The sequence below is a fragment of the Pantoea sp. RG18 genome (assembly GCF_025910075.1).
In the GTDB taxonomy this organism is placed as follows: Bacteria; Pseudomonadota; Gammaproteobacteria; order Enterobacterales; family Enterobacteriaceae; genus Pantoea; species Pantoea agglomerans.
Genome location: NZ_JAPCIL010000002.1, coordinates 1,267,768 through 1,285,648 on the forward strand (window position 1 = coordinate 1,267,768; position 17,881 = coordinate 1,285,648).

General features: G+C 57.2%; 18 protein-coding genes. 10 read left to right on the forward strand and 8 right to left on the reverse strand.

The genetic code is table 11. The annotated features are described in order from the left end of the window. Window positions 1–168 precede the first annotated feature (168 nt). Window positions 169–1,383: a nitrate regulatory protein gene (locus OK409_RS06370; protein ID WP_250488603.1), complete on the reverse strand. Its 1,215-nt coding sequence runs from the start codon at window positions 1,381–1,383 to the stop codon at window positions 169–171. 488 nt (window positions 1,384–1,871) lie between these two features. Here OK409_RS06370 and OK409_RS06375 point away from each other — a divergent pair, with 488 nt between their 5' ends. The 8 genes from OK409_RS06375 to OK409_RS06410 all read left to right on the forward strand — a co-directional run bounded on the left by OK409_RS06375 (window position 1,872) and on the right by OK409_RS06410 (window position 10,878). Then, window positions 1,872–2,363 (forward strand): hypothetical protein, encoded by a 492-nt coding sequence (locus OK409_RS06375; RefSeq protein WP_010245819.1) that lies wholly within the window; start codon window positions 1,872–1,874, stop codon window positions 2,361–2,363. A gap of 85 nt (window positions 2,364–2,448) precedes the next feature. Beyond that, window positions 2,449–3,666 (forward strand): type IVB secretion system protein IcmH/DotU, encoded by a 1,218-nt coding sequence (gene icmH, locus OK409_RS06380; RefSeq protein WP_033757432.1) that lies wholly within the window; start codon window positions 2,449–2,451, stop codon window positions 3,664–3,666. Then, window positions 3,666–5,780 carry a type VI secretion system membrane subunit TssM gene (tssM, locus tag OK409_RS06385; protein WP_033771588.1) on the forward strand — a complete coding sequence of 705 codons (2,115 nt, stop codon included), beginning with the start codon at window positions 3,666–3,668 and terminating at the stop codon, window positions 5,778–5,780. The genes icmH and tssM overlap by 1 nt, the downstream gene beginning before the upstream one ends. Window positions 5,781–5,793: 13 nt before the next feature. After that, on the forward strand, window positions 5,794–6,492 hold the full coding sequence (tagF, locus tag OK409_RS06390) for a type VI secretion system-associated protein TagF (RefSeq protein WP_010245828.1): 699 nt from the start codon (window positions 5,794–5,796) through the stop codon (window positions 6,490–6,492). A 36-nt stretch (window positions 6,493–6,528) separates the two neighbouring features. Next, window positions 6,529–7,665 carry a type VI secretion system-associated FHA domain protein TagH gene (gene tagH, locus OK409_RS06395; RefSeq protein ID WP_010669995.1) on the forward strand — a complete coding sequence of 379 codons (1,137 nt, stop codon included), beginning with the start codon at window positions 6,529–6,531 and terminating at the stop codon, window positions 7,663–7,665. Continuing rightward, window positions 7,662–8,438 carry a PP2C family protein-serine/threonine phosphatase gene (locus tag OK409_RS06400; protein ID WP_264366872.1) on the forward strand — a complete coding sequence of 259 codons (777 nt, stop codon included), beginning with the start codon at window positions 7,662–7,664 and terminating at the stop codon, window positions 8,436–8,438. Before tagH ends, OK409_RS06400 begins: the two co-directional genes overlap by 4 nt. Window positions 8,439–8,452: 14 nt before the next feature. Then, window positions 8,453–9,406 carry a hypothetical protein gene (locus OK409_RS06405; protein WP_010245838.1) on the forward strand — a complete coding sequence of 318 codons (954 nt, stop codon included), beginning with the start codon at window positions 8,453–8,455 and terminating at the stop codon, window positions 9,404–9,406. A gap of 44 nt (window positions 9,407–9,450) precedes the next feature. Continuing rightward, window positions 9,451–10,878, forward strand: a complete 1,428-nt coding sequence (locus tag OK409_RS06410; protein ID WP_022625780.1) for a serine/threonine protein kinase — start codon at window positions 9,451–9,453, stop codon at window positions 10,876–10,878. Window positions 10,879–10,951: 73 nt separating this feature from the next. Here OK409_RS06410 and OK409_RS06415 read toward each other — a convergent pair whose 3' ends face one another. Next, window positions 10,952–11,626, reverse strand: coding sequence for a gamma-glutamylcyclotransferase (locus tag OK409_RS06415; protein ID WP_164480396.1), 675 nt, complete (start codon window positions 11,624–11,626; stop codon window positions 10,952–10,954). Between the two features lie 48 nt (window positions 11,627–11,674). On the opposite strand from OK409_RS06415, the gene OK409_RS06420 reads away from it, so the two are divergent. Next, window positions 11,675–11,863 carry a hypothetical protein gene (locus tag OK409_RS06420; RefSeq protein ID WP_033771581.1) on the forward strand — a complete coding sequence of 63 codons (189 nt, stop codon included), beginning with the start codon at window positions 11,675–11,677 and terminating at the stop codon, window positions 11,861–11,863. Here OK409_RS06420 and chaB read toward each other — a convergent pair. Continuing rightward, a complete protein-coding gene (gene chaB, locus OK409_RS06425; protein ID WP_010245846.1) occupies window positions 11,853–12,083 on the reverse strand; it encodes a putative cation transport regulator ChaB in 231 nt (76 codons plus the stop codon). The genes OK409_RS06420 and chaB overlap by 11 nt on opposite strands. A 373-nt stretch (window positions 12,084–12,456) precedes the next feature. Here chaB and chaA point away from each other — a divergent pair, with 373 nt between their 5' ends. After that, on the forward strand, window positions 12,457–13,548 hold the full coding sequence (gene chaA, locus OK409_RS06430) for a sodium-potassium/proton antiporter ChaA (RefSeq protein WP_010669990.1): 1,092 nt from the start codon (window positions 12,457–12,459) through the stop codon (window positions 13,546–13,548). Window positions 13,549–13,838: 290 nt separating this feature from the next. Here chaA and kdsA read toward each other — a convergent pair whose 3' ends face one another. The 5 genes from kdsA to prfA are packed head-to-tail and all read right to left on the reverse strand — an operon-like array spanning window position 13,839 to window position 17,861. Next, window positions 13,839–14,693 carry a 3-deoxy-8-phosphooctulonate synthase gene (gene kdsA, locus OK409_RS06435; protein WP_010669989.1) on the reverse strand — a complete coding sequence of 285 codons (855 nt, stop codon included), beginning with the start codon at window positions 14,691–14,693 and terminating at the stop codon, window positions 13,839–13,841. Between the two features lie 25 nt (window positions 14,694–14,718). After that, window positions 14,719–15,528, reverse strand: a complete 810-nt coding sequence (gene sirB1, locus OK409_RS06440; RefSeq protein ID WP_010669988.1) for an invasion regulator SirB1 — start codon at window positions 15,526–15,528, stop codon at window positions 14,719–14,721. Window position 15,529: 1 nt separating this feature from the next. Next, window positions 15,530–15,922, reverse strand: a complete 393-nt coding sequence (locus tag OK409_RS06445) for a SirB2 family protein (RefSeq protein WP_182504801.1) — start codon at window positions 15,920–15,922, stop codon at window positions 15,530–15,532. 23 nt (window positions 15,923–15,945) lie between these two features. Further along, window positions 15,946–16,779, reverse strand: coding sequence for a peptide chain release factor N(5)-glutamine methyltransferase (gene prmC, locus OK409_RS06450; RefSeq protein ID WP_264366873.1), 834 nt, complete (start codon window positions 16,777–16,779; stop codon window positions 15,946–15,948). Then, the gene (gene prfA / locus OK409_RS06455) at window positions 16,779–17,861 is read right to left on the reverse strand and encodes a peptide chain release factor 1 (RefSeq protein WP_010245863.1); all 1,083 of its coding nucleotides are present in this window, start codon (window positions 17,859–17,861) and stop codon (window positions 16,779–16,781) included. The genes prmC and prfA overlap by 1 nt, the downstream gene beginning before the upstream one ends. Window positions 17,862–17,881: the final 20 nt, after the last annotated feature.

Here is a 17,881-nt window from a genome sequence, read left to right on the forward strand (position 1 = left end):
ATTGGCGGGAGCAATGCGTACTCTCTATAGGGATTAAGCAAAGGATGTGCCAGATCGCCGAAACAGCCTTAATGCCGATCTGCGGTGACGCACTGTTGAAAAATTAACCGTTTTTGCACGTTTCTGACGCAGATCACGCACAAAGGTTGTGCAGCTACCTCATCCGGGTTAGTTGCTCAGGGTCTTCGCTACCGCCAGTACCGCCTGCGCGATCTCCAGTACCCGCTTATTCTGATTCATCGCACTTTTGCGTAATGCCTGCCAGGCGGCCTCTTCTGTGAAACCCTGCTGCTGCATCAGCCAGTGTTTGGCCTGATCGATCACCCGCCGCTCGTCCAGTGAGGCGCGCATCGCCGCCAGTTCATCCGCCTGCTGCTGCAAACGCTGCGACTGTTCGCCAATCAGCGATAGCACCGAGCGCCCCAGCTGCGGGGCCAGACCGTCGCTGTCGAGCGCCGCCGCGCCAGGCAGCCAGTCCGCCCCGGAGACGTAAAGCGAAAAATTGCTGTCGCCCTGCACCACTGTTCCTGCCGCCTGCTGTTGTGCCTGATCAATGGCAGCCCGGCAGCGCTGCATCAATGTCGCCGTCAGGGCATCCTCCAGCATTTTCATCTGATCCAGCCGCTCAGAGAGCAGGGAAAACCAGTGCAGCGCGCCGGTCTCATCACAACGGCCGCCGGTGCAGGCGATGCGACGAAGGCGTTCGATGTCGCGGCTGGCCTGAGCCAGCGGCTGCCAGGATTCACACGCGGCGCTGTCAGCAAACTCCCGGAAGGTGATAAAGCTCTGCTCCTGTGCCGCAATCAGGGCGACCATCTGGCTGCGCTGGTCGGGGGTGAACTGACGCGCCGCAAAGCCGGCTGAGCCGATGGCCCGCTCCTGCCCGGCCAGTTCTTTGCCCTGCATAAAACTGAACAGGGCGATCAGTGCACGGGAGATGCCGGGATAGCTGGCGGTGTCGGCCGCCTCAAACACCAGATTGAGTAAAGTACGGATAACCTGGTTAAAGGCGGCCATCGCCGCGGCCTGATCAAGCTCACGCTGGCTGATTTGCTGGCGCAGCGCAGGCAGTCCGGCCAGCGCCTGCAGGGCAGCGGCAATCAGGTTGCAGAAGCGGCTGTAGCCGGGCTGCGCTATGGCGGCCGGCAGCGCCTGATAAAAATGCTCCAGGCCGGCGCTGACCTCCTGCTGGCGGGCATGACGTTCGGCGCTGAACAGCGCTCCGTCAGAGCAGATCCAGAGATTGTTTGCGCCACGTTCCCGCTGCAACCGATGGACCAGTTCACTGACGGCAGCCATCAGCTCGCCGGTTTCCAGAAGACGTTGCAGGCTGGCGATATCGCTCGCGCGTGATGCCTGCAGCCAGGTCAGGGCGTCCATCATTGCTCACCTCAGTGCGGTTAAAACCTTTCAGAAGCAAAAGGCGTGCCGCTTTCCTGAAAAAAGAGGGTCTGAGCAGGGGCGTAAAATCTGATTTTGATAAGTTTCTTAACGCAAACTGATAAATTTTTTCGGCAACAAGTTATTAGTAAATCTTAATAGTTTCCAATCGGATTCATTGCATGTCAGAATGCGCGGCACTGTTCTCAACCAGTTTGTCTCTGCGATAATTCAGTTCGATTTAACTATCACATTACCTGGCGCTTTTCTTATACCGAAACCCGCCCGTAAAGCGCCTGCTATCACGCATCAGCAGCGGGTGCAATGGTTTGAATTCTCAAAAGTCTTAGGTAAACTGAATGCGTTACTATCCCGATGTAATCTGACCCTTTTTTTAAAAACAGAATTTCGGCACGATGCGGCGCGATAAAGTTCGCCTCCTGGCATCGGGCCTGGCAATATGCAGATACTTTGATGAGATCACGAGGAACATGGTGAAAAAGAGTCTTGCGTTAACGCTGCTGGCGGTTCTTACCCTGGCAGGCTGTAAGGCCCCGCCGCCGCCCGTCACTGACGATACGCTGGTTACCAGCGAAATTAACGGCGTCAAACTGGTCCATCGACACGCTGTCGCGGCACCGACTGAATTTGAGCCGGTCAATCAGACCTGGCGGGCGCTTTATGGCGCATCCGTCATGACCTCGCCTGATTACGGCGGCAAAGTGGTTCGCTATCTCGAAACGGGTAAACCGTTCGAAGTATTAGGTAATGTGGAACACAGCTGGCTGGCGATTGCTGACCAGGCTGACGGCCCACTGATCGGTTATGTGCCATTAAAAGCGGGTGTAGAGAGCAGCCGTTACGATGCCACCGTGCAGAGCGATCGTCCCCGTCCCCGCAAAACGAAACAGGTCTGTGTGGCCGTCGGCGGCGCCAGCAAAGCCTGCCGGACTAACGATACCGCGACCTGGATCTTAGACTGAATATGAAATCCGGCGCATATTGCCCGCAGAACCGTCCCGGGCTGCGGGTACAGGGATTTGCCATTGGCTGGAAGATCACGAATTAATGACTGTGGAATCCCCTGCGCGTGAGGCGACCCCCTCAGGCAATGAGAATCTCTTACTTCAGGCTGCGGCGCCACTGCTGAACGCGGTGGTGCAAATTCGTCAGGCAGCTACCCACGATGACCCTGCGGGTCTGCGCCAGTCTCTGATCGATGAAATCCGCCAGTTTGAACAACGCTGTAAACAGGCAGGGCTGCCGTTTGAGATGATTATCGGCGCGCGTTACTGCATCTGCAGCGCGCTCGATGAAGCGGCGGCGCAAACCCCATGGGGCACGCGCGGCGTCTGGTCTGGCAACGGCATGCTGGTGACCTTCCATAATGAAAGCTGGGGCGGCGAAAAATTCTTTCAACTGCTGTCGCGCATTTCACAAAGTCCGCAACAACACCTCTGGCTGCTGGAAGTGGTGCAATACTGTCTGCTGCTGGGCTATGAAGGCCGCTATCGCGGCAGTGAAAATGGTCGCGCCCAGTGCGATGGTATCCGTAAACGCCTGAAAACCCTGATTGACGAAACGCGTGCCCAGCGCCAGACAGCGCAACCGCCACTGGTGGAAGTGCATCCGCTGGTGAGCACCCTCGCCCGCCCGATGGTGCCGCTCTGGGCCTGTGCCATGCTGGTCGCGCTGGTCGGCTGCCTGATCTACAGCGGCCTGAACTGGCGTCTCGGCAATGCCGCCGAACCGCTGCTGCGTACCATCTATCAGACGCCGCTGCCGCAGATTACCGCGGGCCGTCGTCCCTCTTCCCCGCAGGCGTTGCTCGATCTGCGTCAGCGCCTGAATGATGTGATTGCAGCCGGGCAGCTTGAGGTCAGCGATGGTGCCTTTGGCAGCAAAGTGATCATCCCCGCGGACAAACTGTTCGCCGAACAGGGCACGGTGATCAATCCGGTGGGGCGCGCCCTGCTGGCCCGCGTCTCAACCGCGATGAAAGATGTCAAAGGGACCATTCTGGTGTCGGTGTTTACCGATGATCATCCGGTGGATAACAGCCGCTTTGCCTCCAGCTATGAGTTCTCATTTGCCCGCGCCCGCGCCATCACCCAGTTGTTACAACTGCAACTGGCTGACGGTCATACGGTTCGCTCCGAAGGCCGCGGCGACAGCGACCCGCTGCTGCCCAACGACAGCAGCGAAAACCGGACCCGCAACCGCCGCGTTGAAATCACCCTGTTTGCCGCGCCTGAAACGCTCAGTAATCATCAAGGAGCACAATAATGCGCGCCTCCCTTCGCCTGCTGCTAACGCATCGCCTGCTGTGGAGCTTTATTGGCGTCACGGCGCTGAGCTGTCTGGTCTGGATGCTGGGACCGTTCTGGTCATGGGGCGAATCGCGCCCACTGGAACCCGTACTGCCTCGCCAGCTCACCGTAAGCGCCCTCTATTTTCTCTGGATCCTGTTCCAGCTGATCCCGTCGCTCTATCGTGCCTGGTTCAACAGCCGCTTACTGACCCAGCTTCAGCTGTCGGGCAACGACGACCCGGCGGAACGTCAGATGACCGAAGAGCGGCTCAACCAGCGCTTCAGCGAAGCTGCGATGCAGCTGAAACGCACCCAGTTTGGCCGTCGTCACAGCGGGAACCTGCTCTCACGCTTTAACGCTAATTATCTCTATCAGCTGCCCTGGTACCTGGTCATGGGTGCGCCCGGCGCTGGTAAAACCACCGCGCTGTTTAATGCCGGCCTCGATTTCCCGCTGACCGATACGCTGGGCAAAAATGCGGTCCGCGGCGTCGGGGGCACCCGCAACTGTGACTGGTGGTTTACTGACAGCGCGGTGCTGATTGATACCGCCGGTCGTTATGCGTTGCAGGAGAGCCAGCGCGTGCGAGATGCCGCGGAATGGCACAGTTTTATCAATCTGCTGAAACGGTATCGCACCCGCCAGCCGATTAACGGTGTGATCATGACCATCAGCGTCGCCGATCTGCTGAGTGATTCAGCCGAGGCGCGTTTCGCCCAGGCCAGCGCGCTGCGAGAGCGCATGGCAGAACTGCATCAGCAGACCGGTATTCACTTCCCGGTTTATGTGATGGTCACCAAAACCGATCTGCTGAAAGGCTTTATGAGTTACTTCGGCTCGATTGATAAAGCGCGGCGTGACGCCATCTGGGGCTTCACGTTTAACTGGGAGCTGGGCAAGCCGCACAAAGATGACTGGCATCGCCATTTTGGCCAGCAGTTTCAGCGGCTGGAACAGCAGCTCCAGCAACAACTGGCGGAGCAGATGACCCATGAGCGCGACCTGAACGAGCGCGCTGAGTGCTTCCTCTTCCCGCAGGAGTTCGCCTCGCTGCGTCCACTGCTGAACGAATATCTGGATATCGTTTTTTCTGACCATCAGGATGCGGTCGCCTGGAGCCCGCGCGGCCTCTTCTTCACCAGCGGAACGCAGGAAGGCCTGCCGTTTGATCGCGTAATGGGTGAACTGAGCCGCAAACTGCAGTTGCGTCAGGCGGGCGATCACTCAATTGCGGCCTGGGACAGCGTTAATCGCAACAGTCCAATTCCCGGCAACAAAGGCCAGAGCTTCTTTATTCGTGACCTGCTCAGCGATCTGATATTCAAAGAGAGCGGCCTGGCCGGCAGTAATCGCCGCTGGGAGTACCGTAATCAGCTGTTCCACTGGATTGGCTACGGCGTGCTGGCAGGCGCTCTGCTGATCGCCTCCAGCCTGTGGGGCATCAGTTACTACCAGAATCAACAGTATCTGCAGCAGGTAGCCGCACGGGTACCGCTTATCCGTGAGCAAAGTCAGCAGGTGATTCATCAGCCTGCTGATAATATTTTTGATCTGCTACCCTTTCTGAATAACCTGGTGAAGTTGCCGCTCTCGGCGCGCTTTTCCCTCGATAATCCGCCGCTTACTATGCGGGCGGGCTTATACCGGGGTAATCAGATCAGCGATGCCGCTTGGGTGCTTTATCAAAATGCGCTTAAGTCTTTGTTGCTGCCGCGTGTGGCGCAGCAGATCACGAATATCCTGCGCAACGACCCGGGTGATGATAACGCCTACAGCCGCAATGCGCTGCGCGCCTATCAGATGCTCTATCAACCGCGTAATTATGATGGCGAGTTTTTACGGGCCTGGCTGCTGCAAAATTTACAGCGATCCCTGCCCGATACGGTAAGCGCCCGCGACCTGCAGCAGCTTGACTGGCACCTGAGCCAGCTGCTGGATCAGCAGATTCAGTCGTCGCCTTATGCTCGTGATAATGCACTGATGATGCGCAAGCTTGCAGAGAATCTGAAAATTGCGGACCAGGCGGGCGGCATGCTGGCGGTAGCGCCGCGGCACCCGGCCCCGCAATCAAACTCGCATAGCGAGTAATGGTGAGGTGAACATGGCTGCTTACACGGCCCCCGGCTGGTATGGCAAGCTGCCGTCGACCGGTGACTTTCTGCACCATCGACTGAGCGAGCAACAGATTAGCCCGTGGAATCACTGGTTCCAGCAGGGATTAATGCACTGGCATCAGCAGGCGTATTCCTACAGCGCGGACTTTCTCCATGCGCCGGTGTGGAACTTTGTGCTGCCGGTTACCGCGACCCGGCCGCAGATACAGATGGGCTGTCTGCTGCCCTCCTGTGACCGCGTCGGACGCGCCTGGCCGCTGCTGGCCCTGCACAGCTTCACGCTGGCTCAGTGGCATCCTGCTCAGCTGACCATTTCCGGCGACTGGTTTCAGGATCTGGGCGCGACACTGTTACGGGCGGTTCAGACACCGCTGAACGGCGAGCAGTTAGAGCAGCAGATACAGGCTTTGCCACCGCTGCTGGTGCCGGCCAGGAAGCCCTCTGAAATCATGGATGTGATCGGTTTTCAGGATCTGCCCTGCACGCTGAGCTGGCGTGAAGTGGCTGAACGTTTCGACCCTCAGCAGCATATGAGCTACTGGTGGAGTAACCGCAGTGATGGTTTTGCCCACGCGACCCACAAGCACAGCGGCAACCTCACCGCGCAACTGTTTTCGTTACTGTTTAACCCGGCGGCAGGTTCACAGCCGGGACGTAATGGCCTCTATCCTCCCATGTTCGAGTGAGGCCGGAAGCGTTTGCCGTTCAATCTGGGATAACTCATGCAATTTACCATTGTGCAATGCACTACGGATGTTCCGGTCAGAAGCGTCGCGTTTCAACCGCCTGGCGGCACCATTGGCCGCAGTCAGGACAACGATCTGGTGCTGCCAGATGAGACTCGGGCCATTTCGCGTCTGCAGGCGCTGGTTCACCTGTCGCATGACGGAGAGTGCCGTCTGACGAACCAGGGCAGCGTGACCCCGGTGGAGCATAACGGCATTACCCTGGGTCGCGGCATGCAGGTCGTGCTGAAGCATGGCGATGCGTTGCGCATCGGTGACTATGCGCTGGAAGTACGAGACCCCGCCTGCCACGACACGCAGAGCGATCCGCTGGCGCTGTTTGCTGGCGACAGCGCTCAGCCCGCAAATCCGCTGGGCATCCACGAACATCATGAGGTTGAGGACCGGCTGCTGGTCAGTGAGGCAACGCCCTCACGCCACGAGCGCCACAACGATGCGCGACTGGCTATCGACCCCCAGGCCAGCGAGCCGCGTCGGGCGCTGACGGCGCAGCCGGTGGATCAGGATCGGCTGATCGCCGCACTGCTGGAGGGGATGGGGCTGAGCAACGGTCACGCCACGCCGGTGGATGAAGAGCAGATGCGCATTACTGGCCGGATGCTGAGCCTCTTTTCCCAGGGCACCGTCGCGCTGCTCTCTTCGCGATCCATTCTCAAGCGTGGTGTCAAAGCGGACATGACGATGATCCTGAATGAGGCCAACAACCCGTTCAAGATCCTGCCCTCCGGCAAAACCGTGCTGATGCAGATGTACCAGAGCCAGATGCCCGGGTTTATGCCGCCGGAACAGGCGGTACGCGATGCCCTGGTCGATTTGCAGGCCCACCAGCTGGGGATGATTGCCGGTATCCGCGCCATTATTGCGGCGATGCTGCAATCCTTTAATCCGCAGCGGCTGGAGGAGCAGGCGCGTGCCGATGGCGTGGTGTCAAAAATGCCCTTTTCCGCCATGAAGAAGGCGGCGCTGTGGGACTACTTCACCCGTAATTATCAGCGTACGGCCGGAGAGATCGAAGATGATTTCCATACGCTGTTTGGCGAGGCCTTTCTCCATGCCTATGACATGGAGGTGAATCAGTATAAGGACTCTCAGACGCGGGTAGATGAACCATGAAAATCGTTTTTGCCAGCCGCTGCCAGCAGGGGCTACGCGATGAGAATCAGGATCGCACCGGCGCAGAGCTGGATGAGCGTAAAGCCTGCTTTGTGGTCTGCGATGGCGTGGCCGGTCTGCCCGGCGGCGAGATGGCGGCACAGCTGGTGCGTGACACCCTGCTGAGCCAGTTACAGGCGCACGCCGACCTGACGCCGGAGATAGCCCATCAGGCGATTGAACAGTGCCGCTTAGCGCTGCATGAGGCACAGGGTAAAAATCCGAAATATTCACGCATGAGCACCACGCTGGCGGCCCTGTTTATCGACCGTGAAAAACAGCGCGCATGGTGGGCGCATGCCGGTGACAGCCGGGTTTACCACTTCCGCCGCGGCGTGCTTCATGAGGTCACTCGCGATCACAGTCTGGCCCAGCAGCTGAAAGAAGCGGGCTATGAAAATACCGGCATTAACAGTAATTTACTCTATAATGCGCTCGGCGCTGAACCGCCTCGCTTAGTAAGCTTTTCGCAGGAGATTGCGCTGGAGGATGGCGACGCGTTTCTGGTCTGCACCGATGGCTTCTGGCTGAATCTGGCCAGTCATGAAATGGAACAGGCGCTGCGCATGGTGAATGCCTGCGAAGAGTGGCTGGCTCTGATGGAACAGGCGGTGAGCCGCAACGTTAAGAAAGATAATCTCAGCGCACTGGCGGTCTGGATTGGTGAGCCGGAGGAGGCAACGCTGCTCTATTCACTGGCTGATTCGGCGCGCTTTCTGCCGCCTCGTTTTTGATTCCAAGGATCCTTATGAAACTGTGGTTGCCCGGCATCATCACCCTGCTGATTGCCTTTCACGCCCAGGCTGAAAATTATCGGGTCGTTTACTCCCCCAGCCTGGCGCTGGAGGTCTATATCGATAATGTGGTGAGTAAAGCGCCTGACGACTGGTGCAAAGAGACGCTGCCACTGCGCATCGTCTCCGGCAAAAGTAAGGATTCGGCGGTGCTGACCACCTTTTTACCGCGCGTCGGCACCCTGCTCGCTAATCAGTGCGGATTACTGGACGAGCTGCCCTGGCAGATGACCAGTAAAGAGGGTGGCGTACTGGCCAGCGGCAGCGCCAGTAAGCTGCAGAACTGGCGTCCTATCGTGATGGCAGATGCCACCGCCAGCGCAAGTGAGAGTAATGCTGCACCGCTTGACCTGTCTCGGCCCGCCAACAGCACGCCGCTGCAACATTTTGATCTCCCCAGCGGCTGCCATTTTCGCACCGCCTGGGATGAAAATGCCCAGACCCTGTTTATCCCGGATGTCAGCAAGCAGCAGTGCTCACCGGATGGCTGGGCAGAAGGCAAAAGTGAGCTGATGCTGGCGACCCCTGACCACCCAACGCCGGTGGCAGTCACCTTTTATCAGGGCTATCCCATCGCCAATCTGACGATCCCGGACAGCAAGCTGGAGGTTATCGCCGCGAACAATCAGCGCATGATTGTGACACGCCCGGATGCGAATGATAGCTGGCTTGTGCTGCCCTTTGATGCCAAACAACATGTCTGGCGCTTCAATGGTGCCCTGTTGATAAAGATGGATAAGAATGCTGCGCAGCAGGATGCTGACGCTGTGAAATCGCGAGTTGATACGTTGCGCAGCCACTGGGCGCCCTATTTCATGCCACAGCAAAAAGTGAATGTGTTACTCATCGACACCCTGCACGCGGATCTGGTTGATCCTGCCATTGGTGCCTGGCGTAACATCAATTAATTACCGCGCAGCCTGGCGAGCAGGCCGTGTACAGAGAGTTCACTATGTCGGCAAATGATAATCCGAAAACCGTTCCGAATGCCCTGCCTGACGGATACCGTTTCAATGAGTTTGAGATCAAGGAAGTGATCGGAGGCGGCGGCTTCGGCATCGTCTATCGCGCGTGGGATCACCAGCTTGAACGCACTATTGCAATCAAAGAGTACATGCCGGTGTCGCTGGCCGTCCGTGCCGCCGACTTAACGCTGGAGCTGCGCGGTGAGCGTTTCCAGAAGCTGTTTAATGCCGGGCTCACCAGCTTTATTCAGGAAGCGCGTCTGCTGGCCCGCTTTAACCATCCGGGACTGCTGCACGTGCTGCGCTTCTGGGAGCAGAACGGCACAGCCTATATGGGCACGCTCTACTACAGCGGTATGACGCTGAAAGAGTGGCAGGTAACCAGCCCGGCGTCGATCACTGAAGCCTGGATCCGCCGCCTGCTGCCGCCGCTGCTGGGTGCTATCAGCACCATCCATCAGGCCGGCTATCTGCATCGCGATATCTCGCTCGACAATATTCAGATTCAGGAGAACCAGCTGCCGGTTCTGCTCGATTTTGGCTCGGCGCGTAAAGAGATTGGCAACCTCTCTGACGAAACGGAAATCATGCTTAAACCTGGCTTTGCGCCGATTGAGCAGTACAGCGAAGAGGGTGAAGTTGAACAGGGGCCGTGGACCGATATCTACGCCCTGGGCGCGGTGCTGCATAACCTGATTACCGGTAATCCGCCGCCGGTCAGCGTGGTGCGCTGCATTGAAGATAATTATCAGCCGCTGGTCGAACGCCAGCCAGAAGGCTACTCACTGCCGCTGCTGCATGCCATTGACTGCGCGCTGGCAATGAAGCCAGGCGATCGCCCACAAACGATTGATGCCTTTGCCGCGTTGATTGATCTGCCGGTCAGTGATGTGGAAGCGGTGGTAAACAGCTTCCCGGTGCCGGGCGAGTCGCCTGCTCTGCCGGTCGAGGAGCCGGTGGAGGCTGCTGCGCCAGTGGTGATGGCGATGAATCATGCCGCCGCCTCCGCCGAGCCGGTGACGCCGCGCACGGTGCGTAAACTGTCGCCTGGATTGCTGGGTCTGGCTGCCGTGGCTATTCTGGCCGTGGTTGTCGCCACCTGGCTGGCGAATCGCCACAGTGCCACACCAGAGGTGGTTAACAACAGCTCAGCCATGACGCAGGCGCCCGCATCGATTCCGTCAGCCGCTGCCGTTCCGGCCGCGCTGGCGACCGTCTATCTTAAGCTGGAGAGCGGTGAAAGCGTGGTGCTTAACGGACAGCCGGTCGAGGTAAAACCGGGCAGCAGTGGATTTGCCGCGCTGAATCTGGCGGCGGGACAGTACAAAATTGACGTTAAGAATGGCAGTGAGACGCACACTCAATCCCTGACCATCGATAAGCCCGGCACCTGGCTGATTAATCCGGGTAACTAAGCCCGGTAATCCGCAGCCGGATCGTAAAAGGGCGCGACACTGTCGCGCCCTTTTACTCTGCTTATGCTCCGGTTCAGGCCTGCTTCAGACAGGCTTGCTGAAGTGTGCGCACCTGATGGGCCAGCCGGCTCAGACTCTCCTCCTCCATGCCGCGCCGGGTCAGCTCCTCTTCCAGAGCAAACAGATATTGCGCATTCGAGCCGAGTGGGCCACTGGCCGCAGCAATCAATGGCGCAATCGCCTCCGGGCAGGAGTCCGATTCATACAGCGGATGACGCGGATCCATAATAAAGGTCAGCGCAGTGACGCTGCGACCATCCTCCAGCTGTAATTCACACCAGGTTGGAAGATAGCAGCCGGTGATCATCTCACGCTTCCACAGCAGCGCCAGCTCTTCATGCAGCCGCTCTTCCGGCAGACGAAACGCCAGACCCGTGGTTCTGCCGCCCTGCTTCAGCGCCAGCATGCGGCCGGGATGCGTGGCGGTGCCACGTCCGGCAATCAGCCGCAGGCAGAAAGCACGATGCCAGCCCTCCAGCGAACCGGACGCCACTTCATCCGCCTCAAAAATCGGGTTCCACATCAGCGAGCCGTAACCAAAGATCCATACCGGGCTGTGATCGGGACGACAGGCCAGCGTGGCTGCCAGCGAGGCCGCGCGCTGCTCGCAACTCCAGAGCAACGCCTCTTCGATATCCCCGAACGACGTTTTACAATCCGCTTTTAATAGAAATTCCCGGGTAAGCAATGCGACCTCCTCAACGTCAACGGCGTCCTGCAGAATGGCTCCTTTAACATGATCTCCAAAACGGCGCTGCGTTTCGTTCATCAAATTGACATTAATCTATTTCCGCGCGGGGTTACAAGCGTGATTCCGGTCGCAGGTCAAAAAAAACCAGATAAACCTTATAGCGAAGATGAAAAAAAGGGCCAGATTATCCTGGCCCTTTGGCGTGAACAGGCTAGCGACGGCATTAACGTTTAGGATGCCACTTATCGTCATCACCTTTCTCATACTCTTTCTTTACGGCTGCCCAGGCGACTTTGTGCGCCACCTCTTCCCGCGAATCATCGCCGCGTCGATCCTTAGCCTCTTTATATTCTTCCCACGCGCTATTAAATGCCTGCTGATAGATATCCTGCGCATGCGCGGGAAGCACGTGTTTTACGTTGTCAGGTAAGTCGGTTCGTTTAGAGTAAGGCATAACGGCTCCTCAGTTTATGGATTCCTGTTAAGCCTGGCGCAACAGAACAAAAATACAAACAGCCACTTATCTCCCCTTCAAATTAAAAACCAGAAACAGGCCACACAAGTTACAATGATAAACAGATTTTACGGCATTTGGCGGTCAGATAGATGGTTAAAGAGAAATTGTTGTGGCCTGATTAATATTGCAATATTTGAGATAACTTCAGGTTAATACCGCTTCGACCATTTATTGCATTTAAGTAAAAAGCAGTAAATTTTTCCCGTTCGGACCGGTGAAAAGATAAACTGCGCCCTGCCCTAAAACTGATTATATTTCTAACAGCAGCACTCGCTGTGTCCGGATAATCATTAACCAGAGAGGATGGTGAATGCCTTCACATGAAAAAACACGTCACAAGGAATTCTCGCTGATACTTCCCCTTATCACGCTGGGTATACTCTATTTTTTTGGTGCAACCACATCATTTCCGATTGTAGTCGGTATCAACTTAGTGGCGCTGGTTGCCATTCTGAGCAGCGCTTTTAGCGTTGTACGGCATGCCGACGTGCTGGCGCACCGGCTGGGCGAGCCCTATGGCTCTCTGATCCTGAGTCTGTCCGTGGTGATTCTGGAAGTGAGCCTGATCTCGGCGCTGATGGCGACCGGTGATGCCGCACCCGGGCTGATGCGCGATACGCTCTATTCGATCGTGATGATTGTAACCGGTGGACTGGTTGGCTTTGCGCTGCTGCTGGGCGGTAATAAGTTTGCGACGCAATACGTGAATCTGGCGGGCGTGAAGCAATATCTGATCGCTATCTTTCCCCTGGCGATTCTGGTGCTGGTGTTTCCCAACGCACTGCCGGGCGGTAATTTCTCTGTCACTCAGGCACTGCTGATCGCGGCGATTTCAGCGGCGATGTATGGCGTGTTCCTGCTGATTCAGACCAAAACCCACCAGAGCCTGTTTGTCTATGAGCATGAAGATGAGAGCGATGATGGCGACCCGCATCATGGCAAACCGTCTGCCCACAGCAGCTTCTGGCATACCAGCTGGCTGATCGTGCATCTGATTGCGGTCATTGCCGTGACCAAGATGAATGCTAATACGCTGGAAAGCCTGCTGACGGATCTGAATGCACCGGCACAGTTTACCGGTTTCCTGGTGGCCCTGCTGATCCTCTCACCGGAAGGCCTGGGGGCGATCAGGGCCGTGCTGATGAATCAGGTGCAGCGCGCCATGAACCTCTTTTTTGGTTCAGTGCTGGCGACCATCTCACTCACGGTACCGGCGGTAACCATTATCGCCACCCTGACCGGACAGGAGCTGATATTTGGTCTGGAGCCGCCGCAGATGGTGATTATGATGGCGTCGCTGATTCTCTGTCAGCTCTCCTTCTCGACCGGACGCACAAACGTACTGAATGGAGCCGCGCATCTGGCGTTGTTTATCGGTTATCTGATGACCATCATGCTGTAACGTCACCGGATTTCAGGCGAAAAAAAAGAGCGAATCATCGCTCTTTTTTTGTCGTTGAAAACCCAGGTCAGAATACATCTGGCAGCAACAGATGAACTCGACGTGAAGGGAACAGGGGCAGAGGAGAAAAGCGTCCCGCGCCAGGGACGGCGCGGGCCGAGCGGCCATGGATGGCTTTAGCGTCTTTTCGATCTGCCCCTGTTCTCTGAACTGGCTCAATTTCACAGCGAATCCAGCAGCACTTTCCCACAATCTTATTAAGCGACTCAGTGCTCTTTTTTACTGCAAACTTATTTGCTGGTATCGAGTTCCGGGAAGCTTTTCACCAGATCGTCAATCGCTTTCATCTGCACCAGGAATGGCTCCAGCTTATCCAGCGGCAACGCGGATGGGCCGTCACACAGGGCGTGTTCAGGATCCGGGTGCGCTTCGATAAACAGACCGGCAATGCCGACCGCCATACCGGCACGCGCCAGCTCAGCCACCTGAGCACGACGACCACCTGATGCTGCGCCAAACGGATCGCGCGTCTGCAGCGCATGAGTGACATCGAAAATCACCGGGCTGTTTTTGGTGACTTTCTTCATCACGTTAAAGCCGAGCATGTCGACAACCAGATTGTCGTAGCCGAAATTGCTGCCGCGATCGCACAGGATGACCTGCTCGTTGCCACCTTCAGCGAACTTATCAACGATATTGCCCATCTGACCCGGGCTGACGAACTGGGGCTTCTTGACGTTGATCACCGCGCCGGTTTTCGCCATCGCTTCCACCAGGTCAGTCTGACGCGCCAGAAACGCGGGCAGCTGGATCACATCAACCACTTCAGAGACCGGCTGCGCCTGGGACGCTTCATGCACATCAGTGATAATTTTGACGCCGAAAGCCTGCTTCAGCTCCTGGAAAATCTTCATCCCCTCTTCCAGGCCAGGGCCACGATAGGAGTGAATAGAGGAGCGGTTCGCTTTATCAAATGACGCTTTGAATACGTAAGGAATACCAAGTTTACTGGTGACGGTAACGTAGTGTTCGCAGATGCGCATCGCCAGGTCGCGCGACTCCAGAACGTTCATCCCGCCAAACAGTACAAATGGCAGATCGTTTGCAACTTTGATATCGCCAATACTCACGACTTTCTGTGTCATGCCCTTTCCTTTTCAGTGGGTCCGCTTAGTGCAGCGTGACCTGTTTTTGTTCGATTGCGTGAATCTGAACTTTGATCATTTCGCTGACCGGGTCTTCAGGACACTGCTCAACGAAGTACGTTAAATCATTCAGGGCGATATGTTCGCACTCCAGCTGCGCGTAGATCAAACCGCGATCGCGAATTTCGTAGGGATCGTCAGGATCGATACGCAACAGCACCTGACTGACGTTCAGCGCCAGCTCCATCTTCTTCTCTTCCATCAACGCCGCTTTCAGCGTGTCGAGCATCTTGCGCATCACGGTGACGGTTTTGGCTTCGTCGAGATCATCGTCATACAGACGCGCTGTCGGGCTGATATTGCCTTTGAGCCACACTTCCAGCGTGTGCCGGTCAAGCGTTTCCCCATTAAACGGGTTGATCATCCACTTATCGCCATCAATCCAGTCGGCGCGCAGAATCAGCTGCGTCGGGAAGATCACCGGCATCAGCGGCAGTTCCAGCTCGGCGGCGATGTGCAGCAGGATAACGCCCAGTGACACCGCCGTGCCCCGACGGGTCTTCAGCACATTGTCGATCCAGAGGGCATCAGAAAGATTGTAGACGCCACTGGCACCGCAAAATCCCCACTGGCGATAGAACAGTTCCAGCAGCTTTTCGAGCTGCATGTCAGCATCTTCGGTATGGCTGACATAGTCACGTGCTTCGGCGACTAACGCCGCAAGTTGTGCTTCCACCGACAACGCCGGAAAATCGGCGCGGATGGCAAGCGTGGCACCAATCACCGCTTCACACAGCGGTGTCTGGCTGAAATCTAATTGTTCGGTCGAGGTCATGCTATCCCCATAACGGCATTTTGGTCAGCGCCAGCTTAATGATGGCCACCAGGGCGATTAACGCTACCAGAAAAGCGATCCAGCGGGTGCGATCAGTGCGTGGACGGCGACTCAATGCCACAAATCCTAAGGCGATGTAGATGATAACCGCTAAAAGCTTCTCCGTCAGCCAGCTTCCTTGCGGTGTAAAGGGATAGAAGTGGGTAATCATCACCAGTGAGATACCGGTCAGCAGTAACAGGGTGTCGTTAGCGTGCGGCAGGATGCGCACCCAGCGTTTCGTCATCATTGCCGATCCACGGCGCAGCCAGTAAAACCGCAGCAGGAACAGCGTCACGGTAAGCACCACCGTTAAGATGTGCAGATTTTTAATCAGGGGATAAAAGGCGAACATCATGAATCCTTTTCAAAGCGCTTTTATGAAGGGAACTGACCTAAGGTCACACGCGGATTGCCACCGTAATCATCGACGGTTTCCACGGCGTGATAGCCTTTTTGCCGCATCAGCGTGGCGACCGCCTCGCCCTGCTGCCAGCCATGTTCCAGCAGCAGCCAGCCACCCGGCAGCAGCCACGTGGGTGCCTGCTCGATCAGCGTACGCAGATCCGCCAGTCCCGCCTCGTCCGCCACCAGCGCGCTGCGCGGTTCAAAACGCACATCGCCCTGCTCCAGATGAACATCGCTGGCATCTATATAGGGCGGGTTGCTGACAATGAGGGTAAAGCGCTGTGGCGTCAGCGCCTGGAACCAGTGACTGAGCAGAAAGGTGGTGTTGGTGAGGCTGAGCTGCTGCGCATTACTGTTCGCCAGCTCAACGGCGGCTTCAATGCGATCCACGCCGGTGACCTGACAATCGGGACGCTCGCTGGCCAGCGCCAGCGCAATCGCTCCGGTGCCGGTGCCCATGTCCAGAATGGTTGCCGGTGTCGCGGGCAGATGCGCCAGCGCCTGTTCAACCAGCAGTTCGGTATCCGGGCGCGGGATCAGTGTGGCGTCATTGACGCGCAATGGCAGCGACCAGAACTCGCGTTCGCCCACCAGATGCGCCACCGGCTCACCGCGGGCGCGACGCGCCAGCAGGCTATCCAGCTGCGTCAGCTGCTCATCGCTGAGCACCGTTTCATCAAAGGCGATTAACCAGCTGCGTGATTTGCCGGTCACAAAACCTAACAGGATCTCTGCGTCACGCTTCGGACTGTCACCACCGCACAGCGTGGCGATCGCCTGTTTCAGCCAGTGACGAATATCCATTAATCCTGACCAGCCAGCGCCGCCAGCTGATCGGCCTGGTACTCCTGAACAATCGGTTCAATCAGGCTGTCGAGTTTCCCTTCCATCACTTCATCCAGACGGTAGATGGTCAGGTTGATCCGGTGATCGGTCACGCGGCCCTGCGGGAAGTTGTAGGTGCGGTTACGGTCAGAACGATCGCCGCTGCCCAGCAGGTTGCGTCGGGTACTGGCTTCGGCGGCGTGACGGCGGGCCATCTCTGCAGCGTGAATACGCGAGCCCAGCACCGCCAGCGCTTTGGCTTTGTTTTTATGCTGTGAACGTTCGTCCTGACACTCCACCACGATACCGGTTGGCAGGTGGGTAATACGAATAGCGGAGTCGGTGGTGTTAACGTGCTGACCGCCTGCGCCGGATGAGCGGAAAGTATCGATCTTCAGATCGCCCGCATTGATTTCCGGCAGTTCCGCTTCCGGGATTTCCGGCATCACGGCAACGGTACAGGCTGAGGTATGAATGCGGCCCTGGGATTCGGTCTCCGGGACGCGCTGCACGCGATGGCCGCCTGACTCAAACTTCAGGCGTCCATAGGCACCTTCGCCGGTCACGCGGGCGATCACTTCTTTGTAACCGCCATGCTCGCCTTCGTTGGCGCTGATGATCTCCACGCGCCAGCGACGCGCTTCGGCATAGCGGCTGTACATGCGGAAGAGATCGCCGGCGAAAATCGCCGCTTCATCGCCGCCGGTTCCGGCGCGCACTTCGATAAAACAGGCGCGCTCATCGTCGGGATCTTTCGGCAACAACAGAACCTGCAACTGCTGCTCCAGCACGTCACTCTTCTCACGCGCTTCCTGCAACTCTTCCTGCGCCATGTCACGCATTTCAGGATCGTCGAGCATCTGCTGCGCGGTTTCGATATCTTCCTGCACCTGCTGCCAGTCGCGGAAGCAACGGGTCACATCGGTCAGCTGAGCATATTCGCGTGACAGCGCACGGAAACGCTCCTGATCGGCGATCACGCCTGCATCGCCCAGCATCGCTTCCACTTCTTCGTGGCGCTCCTGCAGGGCTTCCAGTTTGGCAACTATAGAGGTTTTCATTTAAATGTGGGATTCCCGTA

Excerpts from the sequence above, each read along its gene's own strand:
- OK409_RS06370 (WP_250488603.1), bottom strand. The coding sequence starts at position 1,383 with ATGATGGACGCCCTGACCTGGCTGCAGGCATCACGCGCGAGCGATATC.
- OK409_RS06375 (WP_010245819.1), top strand. The coding sequence starts at position 1,872 with ATGGTGAAAAAGAGTCTTGCGTTAACGCTGCTGGCGGTTCTTACCCTG.
- icmH (WP_033757432.1), top strand. The coding sequence starts at position 2,449 with ATGACTGTGGAATCCCCTGCGCGTGAGGCGACCCCCTCAGGCAATGAG.
- tssM (WP_033771588.1), top strand. The coding sequence starts at position 3,666 with ATGCGCGCCTCCCTTCGCCTGCTGCTAACGCATCGCCTGCTGTGGAGC.
- tagF (WP_010245828.1), top strand. The coding sequence starts at position 5,794 with ATGGCTGCTTACACGGCCCCCGGCTGGTATGGCAAGCTGCCGTCGACC.
- tagH (WP_010669995.1), top strand. The coding sequence starts at position 6,529 with ATGCAATTTACCATTGTGCAATGCACTACGGATGTTCCGGTCAGAAGC.
- OK409_RS06400 (WP_264366872.1), top strand. The coding sequence starts at position 7,662 with ATGAAAATCGTTTTTGCCAGCCGCTGCCAGCAGGGGCTACGCGATGAG.
- OK409_RS06405 (WP_010245838.1), top strand. The coding sequence starts at position 8,453 with ATGAAACTGTGGTTGCCCGGCATCATCACCCTGCTGATTGCCTTTCAC.
- OK409_RS06410 (WP_022625780.1), top strand. The coding sequence starts at position 9,451 with ATGTCGGCAAATGATAATCCGAAAACCGTTCCGAATGCCCTGCCTGAC.
- OK409_RS06420 (WP_033771581.1), top strand. The coding sequence starts at position 11,675 with ATGATCTCCAAAACGGCGCTGCGTTTCGTTCATCAAATTGACATTAAT.
- chaB (WP_010245846.1), bottom strand. The coding sequence starts at position 12,083 with ATGCCTTACTCTAAACGAACCGACTTACCTGACAACGTAAAACACGTG.
- chaA (WP_010669990.1), top strand. The coding sequence starts at position 12,457 with ATGCCTTCACATGAAAAAACACGTCACAAGGAATTCTCGCTGATACTT.
- kdsA (WP_010669989.1), bottom strand. The coding sequence starts at position 14,693 with ATGACACAGAAAGTCGTGAGTATTGGCGATATCAAAGTTGCAAACGAT.
- sirB1 (WP_010669988.1), bottom strand. The coding sequence starts at position 15,528 with ATGACCTCGACCGAACAATTAGATTTCAGCCAGACACCGCTGTGTGAA.
- OK409_RS06445 (WP_182504801.1), bottom strand. The coding sequence starts at position 15,922 with ATGTTCGCCTTTTATCCCCTGATTAAAAATCTGCACATCTTAACGGTG.
- prmC (WP_264366873.1), bottom strand. The coding sequence starts at position 16,779 with ATGGATATTCGTCACTGGCTGAAACAGGCGATCGCCACGCTGTGCGGT.
- prfA (WP_010245863.1), bottom strand. The coding sequence starts at position 17,861 with ATGAAAACCTCTATAGTTGCCAAACTGGAAGCCCTGCAGGAGCGCCAC.